We start from the raw sequence: 25,603 nt of genomic DNA, 5'->3' as shown, positions 1-25,603 counted from the left end.
CCGGATAATGCTTGCGAAGATCAGAAACCTCGTCGCCCGTCCCGCCAAAAAGCAGAGGACGCCGAAACTTCCTCCGGGTCAGCGTGTTTACGCGGTCGGCGATATTCATGGTCGCCTGGACTTGTTTGAAAGCCTCATCGAAGCCATCGAACGTGACGATGCCGGCCGCGCGCGTGCGAACAGCGACGTCGTCCTGCTCGGTGACCTCATCGATCGCGGCCCGGACAGTGCCGGGGTGTTGGATCGTGCCCGTTCCTGGGCGCAGGAACGCCGCGTCGAGTTCATCAAGGGCAATCACGAGGAAATGATGGTGGCGGCTGCCAGCAAGCTCGACACCTTCCGCAGCTTCCTGAAATTCGGCGGCCGTGAAACGCTGATGTCCTACGGCATCGACCCGCAATTCATCCTGGAAGCGGATGCCGAACAACTGCAGCAGGCCATGCTGGAAGCAGTTCCGCAAGGTGATTTCGATTTTCTGGACGGCTTCGAGAAAATGATTCGCATGGGCGACTATCTGTTCGTCCATGCCGGCATACGCCCGGATACGCCGCTCGACCATCAGTCAGGCCAGGATTGCCGCTGGATCCGCGACCCGTTCCTTTCCCACCCCGGAGATTTCGGCGCGATGGTAGTCCATGGCCACACGATCACCGAAGAACCGGACGTGCGCCTCAACCGCATCGGCATCGATACCGGCGCCTATGTCCATGGTACCCTGACCGCGATCGGCCTCGAAGGCGAGCAACGCTGGTTCATTCAGGCGCGTGACGAGGGCCAGGGCGCGATCAACATCGAGATCGCCGCCTGAACGCCGATTGGCCGAAACGTCGCGGATCGAAATGCACCGGGGAGCCTGTAAGCCGGGTTCTGTACCTGGCGTGGTCTCCCAAACCGAGGGACCTTACGCCGCGGTGGCAGCCATTCCTCTAGGCGGCGCATTGCTGCGCCGCTCAAGCGACCAACCCGGGCTGCCTGGGTCCGAAACGAACCCGCCGTTCTAGACGACACGCAGCCCCTATTCGGTCTTGCTCCGGGTGGGGTTTGCCTTGCCGCTTGCCGTTACCGGAAGCGCGGTGCGCTCTTACCGCACCCTTTCACCCTTACCTGCCTTTCAGGGCGAACCCTGCACGACGAGGCGGTTTGCTCTCTGTGGCACTTTCCCTAAGCTTCGCCAGGCCTGAAAACCCGGCTCGCCCGGCGGGCATTACCCGCCACCCTTGTTTCGTGGAGCCCGGACTTTCCTCGCGCGTCCAAAGACGCCCGCGGCTGCCCGGCTCCCCGGTGCAGGCGGTCACCTAGCACGACCGGTGTCGCGCTCCAACAGCAGTTCGAAGAGAATTCCGCCGATTTCGCCGTCGATCTCGCCATCGATGAATTCCGGGCGCCAGCGGCGCTGGAATGCACGCACGGCCGCACGGCCATCGGCAATGTCGTACCCGAAACGCTCGAGCGCGAGATAGAAGGCACCGGGATTGTCGTAGAACAGGTTCATCTTCGCTGCCGGGATTTCCAGCGCGAGCCCCAATTCACCCAGACGCCCCCAGTCGAAATACTCGCCCGGATCCTGCTTGCGGGCCGGCGCGATATCCGAATGGCCGACGACGTTGGCCCGCGGGATGTCGTGACGGTCCATGATATCGGCAAGCAGCGGCAGCAGCGCACCCATCTGCGGTTCGGGAAACGGCCGGTAGCCCCATTCATGTCCGGGATTGACCAGTTCGATACCGATCGAAGCCGAGTTCACGTCGGTCACCCCGCGCCAGTAGGACCGCCCCGCGTGCCAGGCACGCTTGTCCTCAGCCACCAGCGAGGTGACGATGCCCTCCTCGTCAATCATGTAATGAGCGGAAACCTCGGCCGCCGGATCGCACATGCGCTCCAGCGCCTCATCGGCGGACTTCATGCCGGTGTAGTGGAGTACCACCATCGACACCGGCAGCTTGCGCTCGTTGCAGTTGGGCGATTCGACGATCCGGTTAACCAGCCAGCGGTTCATCGCCCGGAGCCCTTCCTTCAGACGCCTGGCAGAACGGCGCCGAGCACCAGCGCGTCGTCCCCCAGCGCATACTGGAGGCGGCCTCCCAGACTATGCGCCAGTTGCTGGATCATCGCGGCAGGGGCAGTGCGGCTAGACAGGTCACCTTCGGGCAGCGCCCCCTCAAGCGCGCGGCCGATGTCGCGATCAAAGGCGATCCGCGGCCCCGCAGCGCGCACGACGATCTCGCTGGTGCCACTGGTCAGCTGATCCGCACGCAGTTCTGCGGCGATGTCGAGCGTGCCGCCGCGGGGCAGCGCCTCGATCCCGATCAGGGCGAAATTGAGCAAAGTCTTGATCGCCGGCTTGGGCAGCATGTCGCTGCCGAGCGACCAGTTGACGACGATCCGGGCATTGTTGGCCAGCAGCGCATCGACCAGCGCCCGCGCCTCGCTCACCGGGACCATGTCGCCGAAACCGCCGGCAGCGCCAAAGGCGAGACGGAAGAACTTGAGCTTGTCGGCCGAGATCCGCGCACTCTGGTCGAGAAGTTCGAAGCAGCGCTGGCGCATCTCCGGATCCTTCTCGTCGGACAGCAGTTCGAGGCCGTTCGACAGCGCGCCGACCGGGCTCAGCATGTCATGGCACAGGCGCGAACAGAGAAGACTGGCAAGTTCGATCGCACTGGTGCTCATATTCGCGGAAACTTCCATGGTTCAAAGGTGGCCATCAGATAGGTGGCGATCAGATTTCGGCAACCCGCATGGTCCCGGCGGAAGTCTCGCGCAAGTCAGCCTCCGACTCCGCGCGCTCCTCTTCGACGATTTTGCAGGTCATTGGGGAAAAACCATTCCCGCTATCACGCCAGAAAGCAACACGCCCCTCGCCGATGATCGCCCAAATCCGCAAATCGCCGGTGGAATGTTCGCAGTCCACGGCGGAAGGCACCGGCTGGCTCGCAGGATGCGAATGAAAATAGCCCAGTACCTGCGGACCACCGCCCCGCGCCGAGCGGTGCGCAGCCAGCAGCGCGGCCGGGTCGATCTCGAAATGGCGCGTGCGCTGCGCGGCGACGTTGGCTGCCGGAACCGCACGGTCGACGCGGCCGCCCTCCCCCAGCAGCAACCCGCAGCACTCTTCCGGATGGCAGCGCGCGGCTTCCTCCATCAAAGCGGTCACAACTGCCCTTGTCACTTCGACATTCATCCCCAAATCGTACACACAATGGGGGTCATGGAAAACATCATTGAAGGTACCATCGGGGAGGCCGGAGGCCGCCTCGACAAGGCATTGGCAGAGGCCAGCGGCCTGTCGCGCGAACGAATCAAGGCATTGATGGGCGAAGGCCGCGTCACGCTGGCGGGCAAACACGCCGCGCAGGCCTCGCTGAAGGTCGAACCCGGCACGCCTTTCGCCATCGCCGTGCCCGAAGCCATTCCTGCCGAAGCGGCGCCCCAGGACATTCCCCTGAACGTGGTGTTCGAGGACGCCTACCTGATCGTCGTCGACAAGCCGGCCGGTCTTGTTGTCCACCCGGCCGCGGGCAATCTCGACGGTACGCTGGTCAACGCCCTGCTTCATCACTGCCGCGGGCAACTGTCGGGAATCGGCGGCGTCGCACGCCCTGGCATCGTCCACCGCATCGACAAGGACACCTCGGGTTTGCTGGTCGTCGCCAAGACCGACCGCGCCCACGAAGGCCTCGCCGTGCAGTTCGCCGACCATTCGATCGAGCGGGCCTATCGGGCCGTGGTGGCCGGAAAACCGATTCCTGTTGCCGGCACTGTAACCGGATCGATCGGTCGCTCGAATACCAACCGCAAGAAGATGGCACTGGTCGAAGAAGGCAGAGGCAAACACGCCGTGACTCATTATCGTACGATCGAGACGCTCAAGGGCGCCACGCTCGTGGAATGTCGCCTCGAAACGGGAAGAACGCACCAGGTTCGCGTTCACATGTCGTCAATCGGGCACTCGCTATTGGGGGATCCAGTATATGGACGTACACCCACCGCGATTCGCCCGGTCGTTCAACGACTCGGATTTCATCGCCAAGCTCTCCACGCAGCGGAACTTGGCTTCGTCCACCCCGTTACTGGGGAGACAGTCCGATTTTCCAGCCCCTTACCCGACGATATGCGGGCCCTGATCGACGAACTGCGTCAGTGAAATCGGATTAACATGCTATCTTACGTAGGTGGCCCCAAGCTAAGATGCCTGCATAGGGTCTTCGACCGCGGGCCGACCGGAAAGGACGGATGACAGTGAGCACCAAGCAACGCAATCTCCCGGCGGTTCCCACGCTGGGCAGCGAGCAGAGCCTCAACCGCTATCTCTCCGAGATCCGCAAGTTCCCTCTGCTTAAGCCCGAGCAGGAATACATGCTCGCCAAGCGTTTCAAGGAACACGAGGATCCCGAAGCAGCCGCACAGCTGGTAACCAGCCATCTTCGCCTCGTCGCGAAGATCGCGATGGGCTACCGTGGCTATGGCCTGCCCGTTTCCGAACTGATCTCCGAAGGCAACATCGGCCTGATGCAGGGGGTCAAGAAGTTCGAGCCCGATCGGGGCTTCCGCCTCGCCACTTATGCTATGTGGTGGATCAAGGCGTCGATTCAAGAGTTCATCCTGCGCTCGTGGTCGCTCGTGAAGATGGGCACCACTGCGGGCCAGAAGAAGCTGTTCTTCAACTTGCGCCGCATGAAGAAGAACCTCGACGCCTACGAGGACACCGACCTGCATCCGGACGATGTTGCCACGATCGCGACCACGCTTGGCGTCTCGCAGCAGGAAGTGGTGAACATGAACCGGCGCATGATGATGGGCGGCGATGCTTCGCTCAACGTCTCGCTGCGCGAGGAAGGCGAAGGCCAGTGGATGGACATCCTTGCGGATGACCGCCCGCTGCAGGACGAAACCGTCGCCGACGCGGAAGAAGCCACCGTTCGCCACGACATGCTCGTGGAAGCCATGGACTCGCTGAACGACCGCGAACGCGACATTCTGACCGAGCGCCGCCTGACCGACGACCCGAAGACGCTCGAAGAGCTGAGCCAGGTCTACAACGTCAGTCGCGAACGGGTGCGCCAGATCGAGGTTCGCGCCTTCGAAAAGCTCCAGAAGGCGATGGGCCGCATCGCCCTGGACAAGAAGATGGTTCCGGCACTCTAACATTCGCCGAAACACTCAAAGATCAGCCGGGTCGCTCGCAAGGGCGGCCCGGTTTTCTTTTGCCATCAGGCGGGACCGAAACGCTTCGCGAAATTGACCGTGCTGCGTTTGCCGAGATGCGCGACATTGGCCTCGCACCACTGCTTTGCCGCCGCCTCCCCGGCTTCGTGCAGCTTGAGTAGAAGATGACGTACCGGCAGCAGTTTGCTCTGCGCGGGCATGGCCGCCAGCGTGGCTTCATCATGGATTTCGTGAAAGCGCAAACGTTCGACCTGGGCGATCAGTCCGTCTTTCGCGCCGGGCTTGACGCGCGCCTCCCCAATCGCGGACTGTAGCAGCACCAGCCCTTGCAGTTCCTTGCGCATCGACTGGTTGAAGCCGATTTCCGTCAGCCGGTCGATGATCGCGGCGGCGCCGCGCGGCGTTTCCGAATGAACCTGCGGATTGACGGTAATCAGCAGCAAGTCGTCGTTCGAACTCTCCTGCACAAGCGGAACCAGCGGCGGATTGGCGCTATAGCCGCCGTCCCAATAGTCCTTCCCATCGATGGTGACGGGCGGGAAATAAAGCGGCAGGCAGGCCGAGGCCAGCAGCGCATCGGTGTTCAGATCGCCATTGCGAAACAACCGCAGCGCACCGGACCGGGCATTGGTGGCGGAAATGAACAGCGGCGGTGCATTTCTACTGCGGATCGCGTCGAAATCGACGTGTTCATCGATCACCCCGCGCAGGATCTCCTGCATCTCGCGACCCAGTTCCGGCGAGGCGTGGGCCATGCTGACATCGCCGAACACCGCCGACCACCAGGAAGAAATCGCTCGCGAAGTCTGCGGGAAAGCCTCGATCATCGGGATCAGCGGCCCCGCCTCGCGGCCCGAGCGGTTGAGTTCCTTCCAGAAGCTGCGCAGCCGCTCGCGCGCGCCTTCGCGGCCTTCGGAAACGAGGCCGGACACCAGCACCGCCGCGTTCATGGCGCCGGCGCTGGCGCCGCTGAGGGCGCCCGGCATCAACCGCTCGTCCTGCAACAGCCCGTCCAGCACACCCCAGGTAAAAGCCCCATGGGCACCGCCACCCTGCAAGGCGAGATCGAGACGATGCACGTGGTTATCCTTGGAAAACATGACCATGCTGCCAGTGCCATCCGATATTGCGGTGCAGCATACAGGGATAGCACTGGCGGCCGGTCGGTTCCAGCGATCAGGTGTGGGGCGTGTTGAGCATCGCGAATGTTTCGGCGTAGCGCCCTTCCGCCTCGGCATTGCGCAGGAAGCCCAGGCGCTGCACGCCGATCAGTTCGGGGGTCGGCTGCTGCGCAAACAGGCCCATCACTTCATCGATGAATTCATCGAGCGGCATGTAGCCTTCCCGCGTCGACTGGCCGGGGGTCAGCTCGGTCTGGACGGCGGGCGGGGCCAGTTCGATCACCTCCACCTTGCCAGCCAAAGCGAAACGCAGCGAATCGGTCCACGAATGGATCGCCGCCTTGGTCGCAGAATAGACCGCCGCGCTCGCCAGCGGCACGAAGGCAAGCCCCGAACTGACGTTGACAATCGTCGCATCGGCCTGTGCCGACAAGTGCGCCACCAGCGCGTCCGTCAGCCGGATCGGACCGAGGAAATTGGTCGTCACGCAGGCCTCTGCCCGCGACAGGTCTCGCGGCTTCGCGATATCCTCAAGCGGCATGATCCCGGCATTGTTGACCAGCACATTAAGCGCCGGGAACCTCGCCAGCACCGCTGCCGCAAAAGCCTGGATTGCCGCGGCATCGCCGACATCGAGCGCCATCGGGTGAATGTTCGCTCGCCCCTTCGCCGTTTCCTCGAGGCTGGCCAGCGTGCGCCCGGTGACGATCACCACATTGCCGGCGTCATGCCAGCGCTGCGCCAGTTCGCGGCCGATGCCCGAACCGCCGCCGGAAAGAAGGATGGTGTTGCCGTTGGTCTTCATGGGGAACTCCTCTGGAGGAAGATTGCGAAGACGGTGTGATCCTTATACTCTCTTCTGGAAAGTAGGCACCTGAAAGTGCTGTAGTCACCAGCAGGTAAGAAATGGAAAATACGCCCTCTACAAGCCACTCCGACATTCCCGGCGTGGACGCTCTGGTCAACGAGCTGATCGGCCGGGTGGCCGACAAGTGGACCCTGCTGGTGCTCGAAGCGCTGGAGGAACATGGCGAATCGCGCTTCAGCCAGCTGGCCCGCAATGTGCCCGGAATCAGCCAGAAGATGCTCACCCAGACCCTGCGCCAGATGGAGCGCGACGGGTTTGTCCACCGCACCGTCCATCCCGTCATCCCGCCGCATGTAGACTACCGGCTGACCCCGCTTGGCCATAGTCTGGGCGAGGCATTTTGCGGCGTCTGGCACTGGGCAGAACAGCACCTGGACGATGTAGAAACGGCCAGAACCGCCTTTGACACCCGCGATTGATCGCGTCCCGCCTTTCGCAGTCCGTCCAACCTCGCTAGGCAGGCGCTTTCCACTCGGGAACTCGGGGCTCTCTTCCTTTGCTGCGCATTCTTGCCAAGGCCATCATCTGGTTCGTCGCCATCAGCGTGGGGCTGACGGTGCTCTATCGTTTTGTCCCCCCGCCGGTGACGGTGACGATGCTGGTGGACGGCAACGGCATCACCAAGGACTGGCAGCCGCTCAGCCGGATCGACCGCAACATGGTCGCCGCGGCGATCGCGGCCGAGGATGGCAAGTTCTGCACCCATAACGGCTTCGATACCAACGCCATCGAAAAGGCCTTCGAACGCAATGCCGCGGGTGGGCGCATTCGCGGCGGGTCGACGATCAGCCAGCAGACCGCCAAGAACGTGTTCCTCTGGCAGGGCGACGGCTGGACCCGTTACGTGCGCAAGGGCTTCGAGGTCTGGTTCACCTTCCTGATCGAGAACCTGTGGGACAAGCGCCGGATCATGGAAGTCTACCTCAATGTCGCGGAGACCGGAATTGGAACCTACGGCGTCGAGGCGGGGGCGCAGCGCTATTACGGCAAGTCGGCCACCAGGCTGACGCCGATCGAAGCTGCCCGCATCGCCGCCGCCCTGCCCAGCCCGAAGACCCGCAGCGTCAAGAACCCCACGGGCTTCACGCGCCGCTACGGCAACACCGTCGCCGCGCGGATCGGCACGGTGAAGACGCAGGGTTTCGACGCCTGCGTCTACGACTGACAGTCCATCAGTACCCGTTGTAGCGACCCGGCCGGTGCCAGACGAACAGGATGCCGCCGGTCGCCATGACGCCCAGCAGCGACCACAGCACCTGCACCACGTCCAGCGCGAGCAGCGAAAACAGCAGCACGCCGGAGTCCAGGATCATCTGCGTGCGCCCGGCATTCCATCCGCGCGTGCGGTAGAGCGACAGCACGATCGCCCCTGACCCGCCAGAGCCCGCCGCGTGGCGGGCCAGCGCCAGTGCGCCCATGCCGATGAACGTTCCGCCGACCACCGCCGCCACCGGCCGCGCGACATAGTCCAGCACCAGCACCTGCGGCGCCAGCGCGGTCAGCGCAAAGAGGCCCAGCGTCACGATCACTGTCTTGACGAGGAAGGCGCGCCCCATCGGACGCACGGTCATCGCCAGCATCGGCAGCGACAGCGCCGTATAGTAGAGACCGACCGGCACCCCGGTCAGGTAATTGAGCGTCAGCGCAAGTCCGGCGACGCCGCCGGTGGCGAGCTGCGCTTTCTGCAGCAGAACCACCCCCATCGACAGCAGGATCGTGCCGACGACCAGCGCATAGCCATCCTCGAACAGGCTATGCGGCGTGCCCTGGGGGACTGCGCCCTCCTCGGGAAATTCAACGGTATCTTCGTGAATGCTCATGGTCCTCGCGGGATGATGATTAAATGTCGGTAGCTTACGAAAAAGGGGAGAGAACCGAAGTTCTCTCCCCTTCCCCTGTTCGCGTGACGCGAATTTCTTGAATCAGAAGCCCATGACGATCGTGCCGCTGAAGGTGCGCGGGGCGCCGACATAGGCATAAGGGATAGAAGTCGACGAGGTATTCGACGTGAAACCGCCAACGTAGAGCTTGTCGAACACGTTCGTGAGGTTCAGCTGCAGGTAGGTACGGTCGTTAAGACCGAGGAACCCGAGCTTCACCTTGGCGTCAAGATCAACCACGGTATAAGCCGGGGTCTTGGCGCCATAGACCTGATACGTGGTCGAAACACCATTCAGCGTGTAGCTCGCGGTGATCGGAACGTTCTGGTCGTTCACGTAGCGCGGCCCCGTGCGCTTGGCCTGCACGCCCAGCTGGATCGGACCGACTTCGCCTTCAACACGGCCACCGAACATGTAGGTCGGCGAACCGCCCTCACGCTTGCCGGCGGTGAGCGCGTAAACAGGGTTGCCGCCCGAGGTGCCGGTCTGAACATCGTCGAGGATCTTCGACTTGAGCAGCGAGCCAAATGCGTAGAACTTCAGCTCAGGGATCGGCGAGTAGCCGACGCTGCCGTCAAGGCCGTACTTATGGACCTTGCCGAGGTTACGATAGAGCGTGATGTCCAGTTCCGGATCATACGACGAGGCCAGACGGTTGTTAAACCAAGTGTACCATCCCGAGAGCTGTGCCTGGAAGGAACCGGACAGATAGCGCACGCCGAGATCGACGTTGTCGGTCGTTTCCGGCTTCGGGAGCGCCTGTTCGGCAGTGTAACCAAGCGACTGGTACAGGTTGTCCGTGCCCGGAACCTGCATCCCCTTGGTGTAGCTGGCGTAGAGGCTGACCTTGTCCACCACCTGGAAGTTCACACCGGCGGTCGGCAGGATCTTGTGGAACTTGTAGGTGCGCTTGATCGGTGCCGTATAGCTCGGGTTGAGCGTCAGGAACTTCTCCTGCTCGTCCGGGTCGGTGAAGCAGTCGATGTAGGAGCCGCCCGTCTCGGTGACGCAGAGGTTATTGAGCTTGCGCGTCATCCAGGGCGAACGCAGACCCATGTTCAGCGTCAGACGGTTGTCGAGGAACTCACCGCGATACTCGGCCGAAAGCTGGTTCAGGATCGCGATCGAACGACGATTGCGCTTCTGGATGGTGCCACCGTTCGCATCGAGAATGGCGTTGGTCTCGGGGAAATAGGTGTTGGTGTAGCCGTCGGTCCCAAGATAGGTCACTTCGCCGGTCTGGCGATGGCGACCGTAGTCGAGCGAGTAGTTGAGGCGGAAGGTGTGGTCTTCGGTTGCGTTCCAGATCAGGTTCGCGATGAGCCCATAGCGCTTCGTGTTGGTTTCACTCGGCGCGTAAACTTCAACCGTATCCTTCGTATCGCCGTCACCATTGAGGTCGACGCCGCCGAAGTAGGGGCTGCCACCGATGTAGCCGTACATCGACTGGCCATTCTTGGTGTAGAAGCCTTCATAGCCCTTCACCGCACCATTGCCGCCGTTTGCACGGGTCCACTGGTAGCTCGGGTCAAGCGTCAGGACGAGACCATCGGTCAGCGTGAAGCGCGAGTTGACACGGATCGAGCCGGTGTTCGACGGGTTGAAGCTGTAGTCGTAGGCGGTGCCGCACGAGTTTGGCGTATCCGCGACACCAGCCTGAGGCGTGTCGGTCTGGCAGGGTGCGAATTCGTATTCGCGCTCGCCCTTGCTGGTCGGGAAACGATTGCTCGAAGTCGAGCCGACCACGCGATCAGGCGAGTTCAGCGTCTGATTCGGCGAAGTGCCACTTACCGAATAGATGTAAGGATCGGTACGCAGCGGAACCGACGAGAAGTTGCCGTTACGGTTCCAGTTGGCGTTCGCAGCGACCGAAACGAAGTCGCCGTTATCGCCGATCGGCTGATAGACCTTGGCGTTGATCTGCGTCTTATCGGTCTCGCTCGAGCGATGATACGGATTTTCCGCAACGGCCTTGCTCGCCGCGAACATCGCGCGGGTGCCGAACGAGGTGAACGTGCCGGTGTCGACAACGCCGAACATGCGGAAGAAGCCGTAGTCGCCGGCCGAGCCCGATGCGCTGACATGGAAGTCTTCGGTCGGATTGCGCATCTTGTAGTTGACGGTCGAGCCAGAGGCCGCTGCCGTGGGGCTGTCGACGTCGGTGGTGCCCAGGTTCACATTGACCTGCTCGATCAACTCCGAGTCGATCTGCTGGTTCGAGTACTGGGCATAGTTGCCGGTGTCGTTGAGCGGAATACCGTCGACGGTCAACGAGATACGGCTAGCATCGAAGCCTCGGATGTTCAGCGTACCGCCCGACGAACCATACCCGTCATTGTTCTGGAAGCTGACGCCCGGAACGAGGTTGATGATGTCGGCAATCGCCTGGCCGCCGCGCTGCGTGCCGATGATTTCCTGCGTCAGGACCTGCTTCGACTTGGTCGAATCCGGCAGCTGAACCCCGGCGACGTCCCGCTGGACCTTGCCCGAAACGATAATGCTGCCTTCGTCGAATTCCGAAGAACCGGTCGACTGCGCGAATGCCGGCATGGCGAGGAACGCTGCACCGACGGCCAGCGTGCTGGTTGCGGTGGAGAGTACGGTGTGCAATTTCATCTTAGCCCCCTGGAGCCATTCAGAGTGAGTTTTACGCAATGATTGCGGAAGGATTTGCCCCGCCACAGGTTTGCTGCGGCTGCTAAGAGCAGTGCAATATGACAAGTCTCTGACAGGCGGGATTCATTTTTGCCGCAGCCGATGCAATTTTTCCGCGTTACGGCGCCCAGATGGCGTCACATTTCCAATTTTCCTTGAAAATCAGCCGATTTTTGCAATGTTTTCAAGACAGCGGTGCGGCATAAATGTCACGGGAAGGCACCCGTCCGGTGCACCCCGACCTATGTGCAGCGCAACACACAGCGCCATCGGGGCGCGTGACATGTTACGACATAGCTTGCCGCTCGCGGCCCGCTCATGCCAGACACGCCGACCATGAGCGCCCCGCATGCACACCATGGCCACGACCACGGCCATCACCACCACGGTCATAGTCATGGTCATGGCCACGATCATGGCCATCATCATGGACACCACCACTCCCTCCCGGCCAACGTGGGCAGGGCCTTTGCCGTCGCCGTGAGCCTCAACCTCGCATTTGTCATTGCCGAGGCCGCCGCCGGGTATCTGAGCGATTCGATGGCCCTGCTGGCGGACGCCGGGCATAATCTGTCGGACGTGCTCTCGCTGCTGCTGGCCTGGGCCGCCAGCGTCCTGGCCTCGCGCCCGCCGACCGAACGCTTCACCTACGGCCTCAAGAGCTCCTCGATTCTCGCCGCCATCGCCAATGCCGCCCTGCTGTGGGTGGCGATCGGCGCCATCCTCGTCGAGACCATCCGCCGTTTCGCCGAACCGGCGCCGGTCACCGGCATGACGATGATCGTCGTTGCCGCCATCGGCATCGCGGTGAACGCCCTCTCCGCCCTGCTCTTCGCCAAGGGCAGCAAGGACGACCTCAACCTGCGCGCCGCCTTCGTGCATCTGATGGCGGACGCGGCGGTTTCGGCGGGCGTGGTGATCGCCGGCGTGGTGATCCTGTTCACGGGCTGGACGGTTGTCGATCCGATCGCCTCGCTGGTCATCACCGCGGTGATCGCCTGGTCGAGCTGGAGCCTGCTGCGCGAATCGCTGCGCATGGGCATGATGGCCGTGCCCGAGAGCATCGATATAGCCGCCGTGCGCGCTTTTCTGGAAAGCCGCGCAGGGGTGGCGCAAGTACACGATCTTCACGTCTGGCCGATGAGCACGACGGAAACCGCGCTCACCGCGCATATCGTCATGCCCGGCGGCCAGCCCGGGGACGACTTCCTGCACACGCTCGCCCACGACCTCGATCACCGGTTCAAGATCGGTCACCCCACCATCCAGATCGAGACCGAAAGCAACGCGGCATGTGCGCTGGAAAGCGCGGCCGTCGTCTGACCGCCACTTCCGCGACAATAAGGTACAATAATCCCGATTGCAGCGCGCCGGGTGGAGGTTAGGAATCGCGTCCATCACTGACTGGATGGACATTTCCGCGATGACCCGTCGATACCCCGCCCGCCTGCTGCTTTGCGCCGCGCTCGGCAGCGCCCTGCTGCCCGGCCTCGCCCATGCCGATACCAAGAGCGACCTCGAGGCGCGCTACACCGCACTCAAGAGCGCCATGGACACGCGTGAGCCGGACGACATCAAGCCGTTCCTCACCCCCGACTTCAAGCGCACCGACCTCGGCGGCAATTCGATGACCGCCGATCAGATGATCGACCGGCTGGCGAACATCCCGGTCGATCCCAACCGCAAATCGACCAACACCATCATCTCCGTCACCGTCGATGGCCAGACCGCTCAGGTCGAGCAGCGTCAGGATGCCTCGGACAGCCGCGAAGGGCGAGACGGCGAGACGCATCTGTTCGCCATGAGCGAGCTGTCGCACGATACCTGGGTCCAGACGGGTACGGGCTGGCTGCTCAAGTCCACCGAGGCCGAGCAGATAACGATCTCGCGCGACGGTCAGGTCGTGCGCACGATGAAGAAGGGCGATCCGATGCCACCGCGTGGTGCAGGTGGCCCTGGCGGTCGCATGGGCCCGCGCCCCGACGGCAATAACTGAGCCCCGACCTACCGCTCGGGGCAGCGCCAAACTTGCGCCTGCCCCCTAACGAAAAGGGCCCGCCCGGATGAACCGGACGGGCCCTTTTGATGTCGGCCTTGGCGGCAAGCAGCGCTCAGGCTGCGGCTTCGGCCTTGTCGCCCTTCAGAACGCGGACGGGTTCCTTGCGGCCCTCCACCACGTCCTTGTCGACGACGACTTCGGCGATGTCGCTTTCGGTCGGCAGGTCGAACATGGTGTCGAGCAGCAGCCCTTCCACGATGGAGCGCAACCCGCGCGCGCCGGTCTTGCGGTCGATGGCCTTCTGGGCGATCGCTTCGAGCGCCTCTTCGGTGAAGGTCAGTTCGACGTCTTCCAGTTCGAACAGCCGGGCGTACTGCTTGACCAGCGCGTTCTTCGGCTCGCGCAGGATCTTGACCAGGGCCTCGATGTCGAGGTCGTTGAGGGTCGCGATCACCGGCAGGCGGCCGACGAATTCGGGGATCAGGCCGAACTTCAGCAGATCTTCCGGCTCCGCCTTCTGGAGCAGTTCGCCCACGCGGCGCTTGTCCGGATCGGCGACATGCGCGCCGAAACCGATCGAACGCTTCTGGAGGCGGTCGGCGATGATCTTTTCAAGACCCGCGAAGGCGCCGCCGCAGATGAACAGGATGTTGGTCGTGTCCACCTGCAGGAATTCCTGCTGCGGGTGCTTGCGGCCGCCCTGCGGCGGAACCGAAGCGGTGGTGCCTTCCATCAGCTTGAGCAGCGCCTGCTGCACGCCTTCGCCCGAAACGTCTCGCGTGATCGACGGGTTCTCGGCCTTGCGGCTGATCTTGTCGATCTCGTCGATGTAGACGATGCCGTGCTGCGCCTTCTCGACGTTGTAGTCGGAAGCCTGGAGCAGCTTGAGGATGATGTTCTCCACGTCCTCGCCCACGTAACCGGCTTCGGTCAGCGTGGTGGCGTCGGCCATGGTGAAGGGCACGTCGAACGTCTTGGCGAGCGTCTGCGCGAGCAGCGTCTTGCCCGAACCGGTGGGGCCCACCAGCAGGATGTTCGACTTCGACAGCTCCACATCGCCCTGCTTGCCGCTGTGCTTGAGGCGCTTGTAGTGGTTGTGCACCGCCACCGACAGCACGCGCTTGGCGCGTTCCTGCCCGATCACGTAGTCGTTCAGCGTCTCGCAAATGTCGCGGGGCGACGGCACGCCGCCGTCCTTCTTGCCCGCAATGCCGGCCTTCGTTTCTTCGCGAATGATGTCGTTGCAAAGCTCGACACACTCGTCGCAGATGAAGACCGTGGGGCCCGCGATCAGCTTGCGCACTTCGTGCTGCGACTTGCCGCAGAAGCTGCAGTAGAGGGTGCTTTTCGCGTCAGATCCGCTCAATTTCGTCATTTTCCGTCTTTAGGCCATTTCCAGGCGACTCGTCGAGTCTACCGTGGAGGAGGCCGGTTTTGCAATCCTCGGCCGATATGGGTACCCCGATAACCGTTGCAAAGAACTGAAGGCCGATCCCTGCAGGTACCGACCTTCGTTCATGCTCAGGCCGCCGTACTCAGGCTTCTGCCGGCTTGTCGGCGTCGGGACGCGTCTCGAAAACCTTGTCCACGAGGCCGAACGCCAGCGCTTCCTCGGCTTCGAGGAAGGTGTCGCGGTCCATCGCCTTCTCGATCTCGTCGAGCGACTTGCCGGTGTACTTCACGTAGAGCGCGTTGAGGCGCGTACGCATGCGCAGGATCTCGCGCGCCTGGATCTCGATGTCCGAGGCCATGCCGCGGGCGCCGCCGGAGGGCTGGTGCACCATGATGCGGGCGTTCGGCAGGGCGATGCGCATGCCCGGCTCACCGGCGGCGAGCAGGAAGCTGCCCATCGAGGCGGCCTGGCCGATGCAGACCGTCGACACGCGCGGCTTGATGTACTGCATGGTGTCGTGGATGGCCATGCCGGCCGTCACCACGCCGCCCGGCGAGTTGATGTACATCGAGATGTCCTTCGAGGGATTTTCCGACTCGAGGAACAGGAGCTGCGCGACGATCAGCGAGGCCATGTGGTCCTCGACTTCGCCGGTCACGAAAACGATGCGCTCGCGCAGCAGGCGCGAGTAGATGTCGAAGCTGCGCTCACCGCGGCTGGTCTGCTCGACGACCATCGGCACGAGTGCTCCGGTCACGGGGTCGGTTGTGAACTTTCCTTGGGCGCCCGAGGCGCCAAACAGGTCGAGCATGGGAGTCCTCTTCTGGTTTGGACCGCCTATGTCGCGTGCCCCCGCCCGATGTTCAAGGCCTTTAACCCTTCAATCGGCGCCGGACACACAACTATCGGGGGGCAATTGACCGGAACAGCGCAACTTGTGCCGGCTGCGGGCAATGCGGCGCGTGATTCGTTGCCCTTTGACCACAATTCAGTCATCCATCAGCAGGATAAGGGAATTAGCGCAGGGTTCAGGCCGTGGTGAAAGCGGCCCAGGCCGTTGCGGAAACCGGCCCCGGGCCGTTCATCATTTTGGCCATCACCGGCTTCGGGGGGAGCCTGGACATGTCAAGAAAGCTCCATTTCGGCACAATCCTGCTCGCCGCAGCCGCACTGGCCCTCGCCATCGCCTGGGCCTGCCTGCATCGCGGGCCCTGGTACGACGAGTTCTACACCCAGTACGTGACCCGCCCCGGCCCGGGCTGGACCGAGGCGCTGCGCACAAGCTGGCTGGCCGACAATCACCCGCCGCTCTTTTACATTCTCGCGCGCGCGACCGACTGGCTCGGCCGGATCGAAACGCACCGGCTGCTCAACCTTGCCATCGGCGCGTTCTGCCTGCTGGCGGGCGCTGCCACCGTGCGCGACGTGCCGCGCCTGCTGCCGGCCGGCGCCGCGCTGCTGCTGCTGCTGGCCGGCAACGAATGGTCGGTGCTGAGCGGCAGCGAACTGCGGTCCTACTTCCTCTCGCTGTGTGCCGGAGCCTTGCTGGGACTGTCGCTGGCCGCCCTGGCGCTAACCCGCAGCGGCGGCTCGATACCCCGGCGCATGGCCTATGGCGCCGCCGTGCTGATCGGCTTCAATACGCATATCGTCACCACGCTGATCGCGGGATCGCTGATCCTGCCGTTCCTGCTGGTCGCCGTCCTGCAACGGGACTGGGCCTATCTGCGGGCCCTGCTGATAGCGCCGCTCGCCTCGGGCGTGCTGTTCGTCATCGTCAGCCTGGTACAATTGCCGCACTGGCAGGCGAACACGCAAAGCTTCTGGATAGAAGGCGGCCTTGGCACTGCCCGGTGGTCGATCGAATATGCGCTGCTGCGATGCCTGGAGGCCAATCCGCTGGTGCTGGCCGGCGCCCTTGCCGGCGTGGCGATCATGGGGCGCGACCTCATGCGCGACCGTTCGGGCTGCGAAGGCATCGCGATCCTGGCGCAGCTGGCGGCGGGCATCGTTCTTGGCCTGGCGCTGCTGACCGCCATCCATCTCGTCCACCCGCTGCTGATCGAGAAGTATCTGACCGCGATGGTCGGCGCCGTCAGTCTGGGCATGGCGCTGGCCTGCGGGCGGCTGCTGCGGGCACTGGGCCCGGCGGCCGGCGCGATGTTCCTTGGCGCGGCCCTGCTGCTGTCGCTGTGGGGCCTCTGCGACCACGTCGCGCGGACCACCGCACGCAATTCCTGGTACGGCACCGGCCGCTACGTGGCGGACATCCGGGCCGCCTGCCCCGACACCCTTGTCCATGTCGACCGGTTCTGGAATGCCGACGTCATGGCGATGTCCCCGGCGGACAATCTGGCGGTCGCGCCTGCGGCCTACCGCACCGTCGCGGCCCATTTCGGCTTCGCGCTGGAACCGGAAACCTCGCGGCGCATGGCGAAGGACTGCCCCACGCTGTTCTGGGCCGAGCATGACACCCGCCACCGCTTCACCGACGCCGCCATCCTTGCCCATCTGCGCGCCAGCGGTTTTGCGGTGAAGGCCATCACCGTGCGGCGCATCGGCGACGGCTGGGTCGCGATGGCCACAGCCGGGCCGAAGCCGGGGCTACTGACGCCGCCATGACAAAAAAGGCCCGGTGCATCGCTGCACCGGGCCTTTTTCATAGCGTCATGCCATCAGGAAGAGATCAGTCTTCCTTGGCTGCAGCCTTCTTCTTGGCCGGAGCCTTCTTGGCGGGCTTTTCAGCCTCGGCCTCGGCCTCGTCCTTCTTGGCAGCGGCCTTCTTGGCGGGAGCCTTCTTCGCCGGAGCCTTCTTGGCCGGCTTCTTGGCTTCGACCTTGTCGCCGTCGGTGTCGGCTTCGATGGCGGCCTGCAGTTCGTCGCGGGTCACTTCACGCTCGGTGACTTCGGCCTTCTCGATGAGGAAGTCGACGACCTTGTCCTCATAGAGCGGGGCGCGCAGCTGAGCGGCCATCATCGGGTCCTGGCGGACGTATTCCATGAAGCGCTGGCGGTCTTCCGGACGATACTGCTGCGCGGCCTGCGCAACGAGCATCTGCATTTCCTGCGCGGTCACTTCGACGCCGTTGGTCTGGCCGATTTCCGACAGGAGCAGGCCCAGACGCACGCGCCGCTCGGCGATCTTGCGGTAGTCGTCCTTCTCGGCCTCGATCTCGGCGAGCGCGGCGGCGGGATCTTCCTCGTGGCTCGCTTCGTGGGTCAGCTGCTGCCAGATCTGCGAGAATTCGGCTTCCACCATGGTCGGCGGAACGTCGAAGTCGTGGCCTGCGGCAAGCTGGTCGAGCAGCTGGCGCTTCATGGCGGTGCGGGTCAGGCCGGCAGTTTCCTGCTCCAGCTGGCCCTTCAGGAGACCCTGAAGCTGCTCGAGGCTCTCAAGGCCGAGTTCCTTGGCGAAGTCGTCGTCGAGCTTGGCTTCGGCCGGGGCCTTCACTTCGTGGACGACGATGTCGAAGGTGGTTTCCTTGCCGGCGAGGTTCGCGGCAGGATAGTCCTCGGGGAAGGTCACGGTGATGGTGCGCTCGTCGCCGGCCTTGGCGCCTTCCAGCTGCTCTTCGAAGCCGGGGATGAAGCGGCCCGCGCCGATCACGAGCGGAGCCTTCTCGGCCTTGCCGCCGTCGAATTCGACGCCGTCGAGCTTGCCGGTGAAGTCGATGATCAGCTGGTCGCCGTCAGCGGCTGCGCCGTCCTTGGTTTCGAAACGCTGCTGCTGCGAGGCGATACGCTCGACCGCTTCGGTCACGGCGTCTTCCGCAACCGGAACGACCAGCTTTTCGAGCTTCAGACCGTCGATGGCGGGAGCCGCGATCACCGGGAGAACTTCGAGGCTGACGGTCAGCTCGGCGTCCTTGCCCTGCTCGTAGCCTTCACCGAGGGCCACGTCGGGGTTCATCGCGGGACGCAGGGCGTGGTCGGCGACCAGCTTGTCCATGGCTTCGCGAATCGTCGCGTTCAGCGCGTCCTGGTGGATCGCTTCGCCGTGCATCTTCTTGACGAGATTGGCGGGAACCTTGCCGGCGCGGAAGCCGGGCATCTTCACCTGCGGAGCGATCTTCTTGATTTCGCCTTCGACGCGCGCGGTGATGGTCGTGGCGGGAATGGTCACCGTGTAGGCGCGCTTGAGGCCCTCGTTGGTGGTTTCGACGATCTGCATTTCAAATGCCTTCCTGTGCAATGCAACGGGCCTTACGGCCGATTCCAAGCGGCTCACCCTCCCCCGGGGCGACGAGACTGGTGCGGGCGAAGGGACTCGAACCCCCACATCTTGCGATGGCAGGACCTAAACCTGCTGCGTCTACCAGTTCCGCCACGCCCGCATGGATGAAGCCTGAAACTCAAGGGACGTGCCCTTATAAGGACACGCGGAAAAGGGCAAGTGCGGCGATTCGCCTTGCCCGCAGGACAATCGCGGCGTTCTCGTGCCAGCACGTGCCGCCACCCCCGGTCGCACAGCCCCTTCGGGAGGCGACTTGCACTGCGGCTCAGGACCACCCACTTAGAGAGAAGTCAACGAAAAGAGAGGCATCATGGCCACCCAACCCGGAGACGAACCCGGCAATACCCCGCCCGAAACCCCGGTTCCGCCGATGGAACCGGACTTGCCCGGCGCGCCGGAGGAACTGCCCCCCGAAGGGCCGGATTTCGACGAGCCCGATACCGGACCGCTGGAAATTCCCCCGGCGGATTGACGTTTCGCCGGGGGAATTGAAGCCCTTCAGTCGAAACCGACCAGTTTGGCCAGCATGCGCAAGCCAGAGGTATTCTCAACCTTGCGCTCCGCCCCCGGCACCACCGGGCATTCGAGGCAATAGGCCTGCGCGCCGCGGCTCGACAGCATGGCGGTGAGCTGCCCTGCCACGCGCGCCGCCTGCTCCTCGCGCCGCCGCGACACCAGGCTGGCAAAATCGTAGGCACCGCCGTCGATGCGCGCGCCCTCTTCCGGTGCGGAGGAACTGAAGCTGGCGAGGAACTTCGAGAGCGCGTCCTCCTCGCTTTCCAGATAGACCGCATGCCACGGGCCATTGCCGACCCCGCCAAGCCGCGCGGCTTCGGCGAGGGCGGCATCGAGGTCGCCCATCTTGTCGACCAGCCCGATCTTCTGCGCTTCCGCGCCCGGCCAGACACGGCCCTGGGCGATGGTATCCATCTGCTCGGGCGCGGACTTGCGCGCCTTGGCGGCGAGCCCCACGAACTTGCGATACGTGCTCTCGACCGAGGCCTGCAGCATGCCCTCCACTTCGGGGGTGAAGCCGCCGAGAATGTCGGGCTGGCCCGACAGCGGGGTGGTCTTCACCCCGTCGCTGGTGACGCCGTATTCGCCCAGCGTCTTCTCGAAGCTGGTAATGACGGCAAAGACGCCGATCGATCCGGTGATCGTCGCAGGCTCGGCATAGACCGTCTGCCCCGGGGTCGAGACCCAGTAACCGCCGCTCGCGGCCAGATTGCCCATCGAGACAACGACCGGGATCTTCTTCGCCTTGTAGCGTTCGATCGCGCGGCGCATGCGCTCCGCCGCCATGGCGGAACCGCCCGGCGAATCGACCCGCACGACCAGCGCCTTGAAGCCCTCGTCGATATTGTCGTCGAGCAATTGGGCGATCCGGTCGCCGCCCGCCTTGCCGGGACCGGCATCGCCGTCGACGATCTCGCCGGCGATGGTGACGACGCCGATGCTGGCGCCTTCCTTCTTCTGTGGATGGGCCGCCAGCCAGGCCGCGAGCCCGGTGTGCCGGTAGGGAAGATCGTCCGCACCCGAATCGTCCTTGCCGGCAAGTTCGGCGATACGGGCGTCGAATTCGCTCTTGTCGCCGATGCGGTCGACGATCCCGGCGGCCTTGGCGCCTTCGGCAAAATCGCCGCCGCTCGCCTTCGCCCAGGCCAGCGGATCGCCGGTCATGCGGTCAAGCTGCGCCTTGGGCCGCGCCTTGGCGACGTCGGCGCGGTAGCTGCCCCAGAGCGCGCCATAGATGTCCTGATAGGCCTCGCGCGCGGCGGGCGACATGTCGTTGCGGATATAGGGCTCGACATAGCTCTTGTAGGTACCCGCGCGGTAGACGTGGGCGTTGACCTTGAAGCGGTCGAGCAGCGCCTTGAAATAGACCTGGTTGCCGCCCGGCCCCGCCACGAAAGCGCCGCCCATCGGGTCCACCCAGACTTCGCTGGCATGGGCGGCAAGCTGCACGCCGTCATCGGCATAGGCATTGGCGAATGCCAGCACCGGCTTGCCGGCCTTGCGCACGCCGTCCAGTTCCTTGCCGATCTCCTCGATGTGGACCATGCCGCCGCCCAGGAAACGCGACATGTCGAGCACGACGACCTTGATCCGCGTGTCGGTCGCGGCAAGCCGGAGCGCCCGCTCGATGTCGCGGGCCTGGTACTGGCCTGCGGGCGCCTCGCTGCTCATCAGCATGGAGAGCGGGTCCACCCTGCTCTTCTCCTCGACGATCGAACCGTCGAGCTTGAGCAGCAGCGCCCCGTCCTCGATCCTGCCCGCCGCCGGGCGCGCCATCAGCACGCCATAGAGGGCACTGAAAAACAGCAGGAGAAACACCAGCGCCAGCGCATCCTTCACGCCGACCAGCAATTTCCAGACCCTCTGCGCGAACTTCATGGATTCACCCGCCTTTCCAGTCTGCTGCATAGCCCCGCCCTGCCCCTGCGGCCAGAGCCGGAAAGAACCTTTCCCGGCGATGCGAAGCTCTTGCCCGCAAAAGTCTGATTCGAAATGCGCGGAAGAGCGAATTTCGGTTCGGCACCGGCCCACTCCCCCACCCGGCCACCCACGAGCGTATCCTGATGGGTGGACGGGTTGGGGTAGCGGGCCAGTGCCGAACGACCCGAAACGCCAGTTTCGGGTCAGATATTATGCCTCAAAATACTTGAGCCCGGCGGTCACCATGCCTATGGCCTCTTCTTCGATGACAGCTCCAGAATATACCTATCCGGAAGGCGCGCTCGCCTTCCCGCATCGCAGCCTCGTGGGCATCGCGGGCCTTGCCCCGCACGAGATCTGGTTCCTGCTCGACGAGGCGGAACAGTGGGTCGAGCTCAACCGCGGCACCCAGAAGCGCCGGGACCTGCTCTCGGGCCTCACCATCATCAACGCCTTCTTCGAGAACTCGACGCGCACGCTGCTGAGCTTCGAGATCGCCGGCAAGCGCCTCGGCGCCGACGTGGTGAACATGGCGGTGGCGACCTCGAGCGTGAAGAAGGGCGAGACGCTGATCGACACGGCGATGACGCTCAACGCCATGCGCGCCGATGCCATCGTCATCCGCCACGCCAGTTCGGGCGCGGTGCACCTCATCTCCGACCTCGTCGACTGTCCGGTGCTCAACGCCGGTGACGGCCAGCACGAGCACCCGACCCAGGCCCTGCTCGACGCGCTCACCATCCGCCAGGCCAAGCGTGCCTTCAACGGCCTGCGCGTGGTCATCTGCGGCGACATCCTGCACAGCCGCGTGGCCCGCTCCAACATCCTCTCGCTCGCCTCGCTGGGCGCCGAAGTCCGCGTCTGCGCGCCGCCCGCGCTGCTGCCCGCCGACATCGAGCGCATGAACGTCAAGGTCTTCCACGACTTCGACGCCGCGCTGAAGGGCGCCGACGTGGTGATGATGCTGCGCCTTCAGCTGGAGCGCATGGAAGGCCAGTTCATCCCCTCGCCGCGCGAATATCGCCACCTCTACGGCCTCACGCTCGACCGCCTCGCCAAGGCCGAGCCCGACGCCCTCGTCATGCATCCGGGACCCATGAACCGCGGTATCGAGATCGATTCCAACGTCGCCGACCTCGTCGGCCGCTCGCAGATCACCACGCAGGTGGAAATGGGCGTCGCCATGCGCATGGCCTGCCTCGAAGTGCTGACCCGAAAAGGCCGCGGCGTGGAGGGCTGGGCATGAGCGTGCACGCCCCCCTCACCGTCACCAACGGCCAGCTCCTGCTGGCAGATGGCACCATCACCAATGGCGCGCTGCGCTGCGAAGGCGGCTTCATCACCGCCATCGGCGCCGATGTAAGCCCGGCCGAAGGCGATCATGTCCATGACGCCCGGGGCCAGCTGATCGCCCCCGGCCTCGTCGACCTCGGCGTCTTTGCCATCGACAAGCCCGCCTTCCACTTCGGCGGCATCACCCGCGCCGGGCTGATGCCCGACCAGAACCCGCCGCTCGACGTGCCCGCCCGCGTCCGCTTCGCGGCGCAATCGGGCAAGCCCGACCTCTGGGTCCACCCGCTGGCCGCCGCCACGCAGGGGCTCGAAGGCACGGCGCTGGCCGAAATCGCGCTGATGCGCGATGCCGGAGCCCGCGCGGTCGCCACCGGCCGCCGCTGGATCGGCGATTCGGGCACGATGCTGCGCCTGCTGCAATATACCGGCATGCTCGGCATGGTGGTCATCACCCACCCCGAGGACGCAGGGATCGTCGGCAAGGCCGTGGCCACCGCCGGCGAGATGGCCACCCGCCTCGGCCTGCCCTCCGCCCCGGCCGGGGCCGAAGCCCTCGCCATTGCCCGCGACATCGCGCTGGCGGAAATGACCGGCGCGGCCATCCACTTCCGCAAGGTCACCACCGCCAAGGGGCTCGACCTCGTGCGCGGCGCCAAGGATCGCGGCCTGAAAGTGACGGCGGGCGTGACCCCGGCCTACTTCATGCTCTCCGACCTCGCGCTGGCGGGCTTCCGCACCTTTGCGCACCTCTCGCCGCCGCTGCGCAGCGAGGATGACCGCAAGGCCGTGATCGCCGCGATCGGCGATGGCACCATCGACGTGATCGGCTCGGGCCACGACCCGCGCGGCCCCGAGGACAAGCGCCTGCCCTTCGCCGATTCGGCCCCCGGCATGGCGGGCGCCGAGACGCTGCTGCCGCACACCATGAACCTCGTGCGCGACGGCGTGATCTCGCTGGCCCGGGCCTTCGAACTCCTCGCGGCCAACCCCGCGAAGCTGCTCGGCGTCAATGCCGGCCGCCTCGAAGTGGGCGCCGAGGCGGACATCGCGGTGATCGCGCCGGATCGTCCGTGGATCGTCGATTCGGGCAAGATGGCGGCGCTCGCGGGCAACACCCCGTTCGACCGCCAGCCCGTCCAGGGCCGCGTCGCGGCACTGTTCAAGGGCGGCGTGACCCTGCTCGACAAGTAAGCGAAACAGCCCCGGCACCGCGCCGTGCACCAAAAAAAGACGGCTCCTGTCCGGGGACAGGAGCCGTTCAGGTTCACATGGAACTGGTAAAAGGCGAGCGCGTCAGCGGCTCGCGAGCATGGCGCCCGGCAGCGGGCGATGCTCGGCATAGGCAAGGCAGGCCGAACCGCCCTTGCGCACGGTCGAGCACAGCGACTGCGCACTCCCGCGATCGAACCCTTCGGCGGCAACGCGGTAATAACGCTGGCCGTTCACTTGCGCCTCGGTGATGCGCAGGCTGTGATCCTTGAGCTTGGGATTGCGCGCCTGGAAGATGGACCAGGCACGCTTGGCGCCTTCCATCGTGCGGAACGAACCAAGTTGGACGAGATGCGTGGTCGGCTGCGTCAGCGCGGTCCTGGCGCGCGGCGTGGCCGTTTTGGGTGCCGGGGCGAACTGCCGGGCAGGCACCGCGGTGGCAGCTGCCGCGACCATGCGCGGCACCGGCGCGGCGGCCGCAGCAGCCTCGGGCTCATCGGCCTGGTTGGCACCCCAGAAGGTTTCGCCGGTCTGCACCGCCGGAAGTTCGGCGTCCCCGGAAGCCGGCTGTGGAGCCACGGACTGGGCAGGCGCAGGCGCGGGCACATCGGCCACCGCCAGTCTTGCGCCTTCGGCCGGCTGGTTCAGCGCCAGCATGGCCGGCTGGCCCTGATCGGCGCGCAGCGGCGCACCGATGAGACCGGCAATGCGTTCACGGCCCTTGCCCGGATTGGCACTGGCAGCCCATTCGGCAAGACGCGCATCGAGCGCATCGCCCGAAAGGTCCTGCGAGGCGATCAGCCGCGCTTCGCCCCAACGCCCGTCGAGCGCATAGGCATAAGCGAGATTCTGGCGCGCCTTGGGCGTAGCTTCGCCGCCGCGCACCGCCTCGGTCAGCACCGAGACACCCACCGAGGGTTCACCCGCAAGCGCGACCGCAAGGCCGAAGTCACTGGCGGGCAACTGCCCCTGGACACGGTCGAGCACGGCCAGCGCCTCGGCATTGCGACCGGCGCCGATATAGGCCAGCGCGGCGCCGAGCGCGGTGTGCGCATCCTCGTCACCCAGCGAGATGGCGTCCTCGAACGTGGTCGCAGCGGAATCGAAGCGCCCGATCGCGAGGTAGGCCTGCGCCAGCGCCGTGCGCGCCGCGGCATCGCGCGGAGACTTGGCCACGCGCTGTTCGGCGCGGGCAACATCCTTGTCCACCTGCTCACCGGCGGAAACCGGGGCCCCGGCGCTGGCAAGCGGCGCCTGCGCCGCGCAACTGACGAGCAGCGCGGCTGCCATGGCGGCGCCCAGCGCGAGACCGGCCGTGCGGGCATGGGATGACTTGAGGCGTTCCATCA

23 protein-coding genes, 1 tRNA gene and 1 other RNA gene are annotated in these 25,603 nt (G+C 64.7%); 11 read left to right on the top strand and 14 right to left on the bottom strand.

The window, feature by feature from the left end; genetic code table 11:
* The first annotated feature begins 7 nt into the window (after window positions 1–7).
* The gene (locus OKA11_RS04885; RefSeq protein WP_267219102.1) at window positions 8–808 is read left to right on the top strand and encodes a metallophosphoesterase; all 801 of its coding nucleotides are present in this window, start codon (window positions 8–10) and stop codon (window positions 806–808) included.
* A 32-nt stretch (window positions 809–840) separates the two neighbouring features.
* Here the strand turns inward: OKA11_RS04885 and rnpB are convergent.
* The 4 genes from rnpB to OKA11_RS04865 form a co-directional block, all read right to left on the bottom strand.
* An RNA gene (gene rnpB, locus OKA11_RS04880) (RNase P RNA component class A) lies at window positions 841–1,282 on the bottom strand.
* A 9-nt stretch (window positions 1,283–1,291) separates the two neighbouring features.
* Window positions 1,292–1,996, bottom strand: coding sequence for an N-acetylmuramoyl-L-alanine amidase (locus OKA11_RS04875; protein WP_267219101.1), 705 nt, complete (start codon window positions 1,994–1,996; stop codon window positions 1,292–1,294).
* Window positions 1,997–2,013: 17 nt separating this feature from the next.
* Window positions 2,014–2,670: a histidine phosphotransferase family protein gene (locus OKA11_RS04870; RefSeq protein ID WP_142634880.1), complete on the bottom strand. Its 657-nt coding sequence runs from the start codon at window positions 2,668–2,670 to the stop codon at window positions 2,014–2,016.
* Between the two features lie 49 nt (window positions 2,671–2,719).
* Window positions 2,720–3,181, bottom strand: a complete 462-nt coding sequence (locus OKA11_RS04865; RefSeq protein ID WP_267219100.1) for a M67 family metallopeptidase — start codon at window positions 3,179–3,181, stop codon at window positions 2,720–2,722.
* Window positions 3,182–3,199: 18 nt separating this feature from the next.
* Between OKA11_RS04865 and OKA11_RS04860 the strand changes: the two genes are divergently transcribed.
* Both OKA11_RS04860 and rpoH read left to right on the top strand, forming a co-directional pair.
* Window positions 3,200–4,144 (top strand): RluA family pseudouridine synthase, encoded by a 945-nt coding sequence (locus OKA11_RS04860; RefSeq protein ID WP_267219099.1) that lies wholly within the window; start codon window positions 3,200–3,202, stop codon window positions 4,142–4,144.
* Between the two features lie 89 nt (window positions 4,145–4,233).
* Window positions 4,234–5,145, top strand: coding sequence for an RNA polymerase sigma factor RpoH (gene rpoH / locus OKA11_RS04855; protein WP_267219098.1), 912 nt, complete (start codon window positions 4,234–4,236; stop codon window positions 5,143–5,145).
* A gap of 65 nt (window positions 5,146–5,210) precedes the next feature.
* On the opposite strand, the gene OKA11_RS04850 is transcribed toward rpoH, so the two are convergent.
* Together OKA11_RS04850 and OKA11_RS04845 are read right to left on the bottom strand one after the other, a co-directional pair.
* Window positions 5,211–6,245: a patatin-like phospholipase family protein gene (locus OKA11_RS04850; protein ID WP_267219097.1), complete on the bottom strand. Its 1,035-nt coding sequence runs from the start codon at window positions 6,243–6,245 to the stop codon at window positions 5,211–5,213.
* A gap of 97 nt (window positions 6,246–6,342) precedes the next feature.
* On the bottom strand, window positions 6,343–7,092 hold the full coding sequence (locus OKA11_RS04845) for an SDR family oxidoreductase (protein WP_267219096.1): 750 nt from the start codon (window positions 7,090–7,092) through the stop codon (window positions 6,343–6,345).
* Window positions 7,093–7,193: 101 nt separating this feature from the next.
* Here OKA11_RS04845 and OKA11_RS04840 point away from each other — a divergent pair, with 101 nt between their 5' ends.
* Together OKA11_RS04840 and mtgA are read left to right on the top strand one after the other, a co-directional pair.
* Window positions 7,194–7,574 (top strand): winged helix-turn-helix transcriptional regulator, encoded by a 381-nt coding sequence (locus OKA11_RS04840; protein WP_267219095.1) that lies wholly within the window; start codon window positions 7,194–7,196, stop codon window positions 7,572–7,574.
* Between the two features lie 80 nt (window positions 7,575–7,654).
* Window positions 7,655–8,320 (top strand): monofunctional biosynthetic peptidoglycan transglycosylase, encoded by a 666-nt coding sequence (mtgA, locus tag OKA11_RS04835; RefSeq protein WP_142637792.1) that lies wholly within the window; start codon window positions 7,655–7,657, stop codon window positions 8,318–8,320.
* A gap of 7 nt (window positions 8,321–8,327) precedes the next feature.
* On the opposite strand, the gene OKA11_RS04830 is transcribed toward mtgA, so the two are convergent.
* A complete protein-coding gene (locus OKA11_RS04830; protein WP_267219094.1) occupies window positions 8,328–8,975 on the bottom strand; it encodes a YitT family protein in 648 nt (215 codons plus the stop codon).
* A 102-nt stretch (window positions 8,976–9,077) separates the two neighbouring features.
* Window positions 9,078–11,651 (bottom strand): TonB-dependent receptor, encoded by a 2,574-nt coding sequence (locus tag OKA11_RS04825; RefSeq protein WP_267219093.1) that lies wholly within the window; start codon window positions 11,649–11,651, stop codon window positions 9,078–9,080.
* Window positions 11,652–12,026: 375 nt separating this feature from the next.
* Here OKA11_RS04825 and OKA11_RS04820 point away from each other — a divergent pair, with 375 nt between their 5' ends.
* Together OKA11_RS04820 and OKA11_RS04815 are read left to right on the top strand one after the other, a co-directional pair.
* Window positions 12,027–13,013: a cation diffusion facilitator family transporter gene (locus OKA11_RS04820; protein WP_267219092.1), complete on the top strand. Its 987-nt coding sequence runs from the start codon at window positions 12,027–12,029 to the stop codon at window positions 13,011–13,013.
* Window positions 13,014–13,113: 100 nt separating this feature from the next.
* Window positions 13,114–13,686 (top strand): nuclear transport factor 2 family protein, encoded by a 573-nt coding sequence (locus OKA11_RS04815; RefSeq protein ID WP_267219091.1) that lies wholly within the window; start codon window positions 13,114–13,116, stop codon window positions 13,684–13,686.
* 115 nt (window positions 13,687–13,801) lie between these two features.
* Here OKA11_RS04815 and clpX read toward each other — a convergent pair whose 3' ends face one another.
* The gene (gene clpX, locus OKA11_RS04810; RefSeq protein WP_267219090.1) at window positions 13,802–15,064 is read right to left on the bottom strand and encodes an ATP-dependent Clp protease ATP-binding subunit ClpX; all 1,263 of its coding nucleotides are present in this window, start codon (window positions 15,062–15,064) and stop codon (window positions 13,802–13,804) included.
* Between the two features lie 160 nt (window positions 15,065–15,224).
* A complete protein-coding gene (clpP, locus tag OKA11_RS04805) occupies window positions 15,225–15,893 on the bottom strand; it encodes an ATP-dependent Clp endopeptidase proteolytic subunit ClpP (protein ID WP_142634904.1) in 669 nt (222 codons plus the stop codon).
* Between the two features lie 311 nt (window positions 15,894–16,204).
* On the opposite strand from clpP, the gene OKA11_RS04800 reads away from it, so the two are divergent.
* Window positions 16,205–17,704 carry a hypothetical protein gene (locus OKA11_RS04800; protein ID WP_267219089.1) on the top strand — a complete coding sequence of 500 codons (1,500 nt, stop codon included), beginning with the start codon at window positions 16,205–16,207 and terminating at the stop codon, window positions 17,702–17,704.
* A gap of 64 nt (window positions 17,705–17,768) precedes the next feature.
* On the opposite strand, the gene tig is transcribed toward OKA11_RS04800, so the two are convergent.
* Together tig and OKA11_RS04790 are read right to left on the bottom strand one after the other, a co-directional pair.
* The gene (gene tig / locus OKA11_RS04795; RefSeq protein WP_267219088.1) at window positions 17,769–19,253 is read right to left on the bottom strand and encodes a trigger factor; all 1,485 of its coding nucleotides are present in this window, start codon (window positions 19,251–19,253) and stop codon (window positions 17,769–17,771) included.
* Between the two features lie 78 nt (window positions 19,254–19,331).
* Window positions 19,332–19,416, bottom strand: a tRNA-Leu gene (locus OKA11_RS04790).
* A gap of 210 nt (window positions 19,417–19,626) precedes the next feature.
* Between OKA11_RS04790 and OKA11_RS04785 the strand changes: the two genes are divergently transcribed.
* Window positions 19,627–19,788, top strand: coding sequence for a hypothetical protein (locus tag OKA11_RS04785; RefSeq protein ID WP_267219087.1), 162 nt, complete (start codon window positions 19,627–19,629; stop codon window positions 19,786–19,788).
* 26 nt (window positions 19,789–19,814) lie between these two features.
* Here OKA11_RS04785 and sppA read toward each other — a convergent pair whose 3' ends face one another.
* Window positions 19,815–21,710 carry a signal peptide peptidase SppA gene (gene sppA, locus OKA11_RS04780; protein ID WP_267219086.1) on the bottom strand — a complete coding sequence of 632 codons (1,896 nt, stop codon included), beginning with the start codon at window positions 21,708–21,710 and terminating at the stop codon, window positions 19,815–19,817.
* A gap of 307 nt (window positions 21,711–22,017) precedes the next feature.
* On the opposite strand from sppA, the gene OKA11_RS04775 reads away from it, so the two are divergent.
* Both OKA11_RS04775 and OKA11_RS04770 read left to right on the top strand, forming a co-directional pair.
* On the top strand, window positions 22,018–22,998 hold the full coding sequence (locus OKA11_RS04775) for an aspartate carbamoyltransferase catalytic subunit (RefSeq protein ID WP_142634911.1): 981 nt from the start codon (window positions 22,018–22,020) through the stop codon (window positions 22,996–22,998).
* Window positions 22,995–24,236 (top strand): dihydroorotase, encoded by a 1,242-nt coding sequence (locus OKA11_RS04770; protein WP_267219085.1) that lies wholly within the window; start codon window positions 22,995–22,997, stop codon window positions 24,234–24,236. Before OKA11_RS04775 ends, OKA11_RS04770 begins: the two co-directional genes overlap by 4 nt.
* Window positions 24,237–24,338: 102 nt before the next feature.
* Here the strand turns inward: OKA11_RS04770 and OKA11_RS04765 are convergent, their stop codons facing one another.
* Complete coding sequence (locus tag OKA11_RS04765) at window positions 24,339–25,601, bottom strand: tetratricopeptide repeat protein (protein ID WP_267219084.1); 1,263 nt, start codon at window positions 25,599–25,601, stop codon at window positions 24,339–24,341.
* Window positions 25,602–25,603: the final 2 nt, after the last annotated feature.

The organism is Novosphingobium clariflavum, assembly GCF_026420865.1.
GTDB classification, from domain to species: Bacteria; Pseudomonadota; Alphaproteobacteria; order Sphingomonadales; family Sphingomonadaceae; genus Novosphingobium; species Novosphingobium clariflavum.
This window is presented reverse-complemented; position numbering and strand designations above follow the sequence as displayed.

Coding starts and splice junctions, on each gene's coding strand:
- OKA11_RS04885 (WP_267219102.1), top strand. CDS start 8: ATGCTTGCGAAGATCAGAAACCTCGTCGCCCGTCCCGCCAAAAAGCAG.
- OKA11_RS04875 (WP_267219101.1), bottom strand. CDS start 1,996: ATGAACCGCTGGCTGGTTAACCGGATCGTCGAATCGCCCAACTGCAAC.
- OKA11_RS04870 (WP_142634880.1), bottom strand. CDS start 2,670: ATGAGCACCAGTGCGATCGAACTTGCCAGTCTTCTCTGTTCGCGCCTG.
- OKA11_RS04865 (WP_267219100.1), bottom strand. CDS start 3,181: ATGAATGTCGAAGTGACAAGGGCAGTTGTGACCGCTTTGATGGAGGAA.
- OKA11_RS04860 (WP_267219099.1), top strand. CDS start 3,200: ATGGGGGTCATGGAAAACATCATTGAAGGTACCATCGGGGAGGCCGGA.
- rpoH (WP_267219098.1), top strand. CDS start 4,234: ATGACAGTGAGCACCAAGCAACGCAATCTCCCGGCGGTTCCCACGCTG.
- OKA11_RS04845 (WP_267219096.1), bottom strand. CDS start 7,092: ATGAAGACCAACGGCAACACCATCCTTCTTTCCGGCGGCGGTTCGGGC.
- OKA11_RS04840 (WP_267219095.1), top strand. CDS start 7,194: ATGGAAAATACGCCCTCTACAAGCCACTCCGACATTCCCGGCGTGGAC.
- OKA11_RS04830 (WP_267219094.1), bottom strand. CDS start 8,975: ATGAGCATTCACGAAGATACCGTTGAATTTCCCGAGGAGGGCGCAGTC.
- OKA11_RS04825 (WP_267219093.1), bottom strand. CDS start 11,651: ATGAAATTGCACACCGTACTCTCCACCGCAACCAGCACGCTGGCCGTC.
- OKA11_RS04820 (WP_267219092.1), top strand. CDS start 12,027: ATGAGCGCCCCGCATGCACACCATGGCCACGACCACGGCCATCACCAC.
- OKA11_RS04815 (WP_267219091.1), top strand. CDS start 13,114: ATGACCCGTCGATACCCCGCCCGCCTGCTGCTTTGCGCCGCGCTCGGC.
- clpX (WP_267219090.1), bottom strand. CDS start 15,064: ATGACGAAATTGAGCGGATCTGACGCGAAAAGCACCCTCTACTGCAGC.
- clpP (WP_142634904.1), bottom strand. CDS start 15,893: ATGCTCGACCTGTTTGGCGCCTCGGGCGCCCAAGGAAAGTTCACAACC.
- OKA11_RS04800 (WP_267219089.1), top strand. CDS start 16,205: ATGTCAAGAAAGCTCCATTTCGGCACAATCCTGCTCGCCGCAGCCGCA.
- tig (WP_267219088.1), bottom strand. CDS start 19,253: ATGCAGATCGTCGAAACCACCAACGAGGGCCTCAAGCGCGCCTACACG.
- OKA11_RS04785 (WP_267219087.1), top strand. CDS start 19,627: ATGGCCACCCAACCCGGAGACGAACCCGGCAATACCCCGCCCGAAACC.
- sppA (WP_267219086.1), bottom strand. CDS start 21,710: ATGAAGTTCGCGCAGAGGGTCTGGAAATTGCTGGTCGGCGTGAAGGAT.
- OKA11_RS04775 (WP_142634911.1), top strand. CDS start 22,018: ATGACAGCTCCAGAATATACCTATCCGGAAGGCGCGCTCGCCTTCCCG.
- OKA11_RS04770 (WP_267219085.1), top strand. CDS start 22,995: ATGAGCGTGCACGCCCCCCTCACCGTCACCAACGGCCAGCTCCTGCTG.
- OKA11_RS04765 (WP_267219084.1), bottom strand. CDS start 25,601: ATGGAACGCCTCAAGTCATCCCATGCCCGCACGGCCGGTCTCGCGCTG.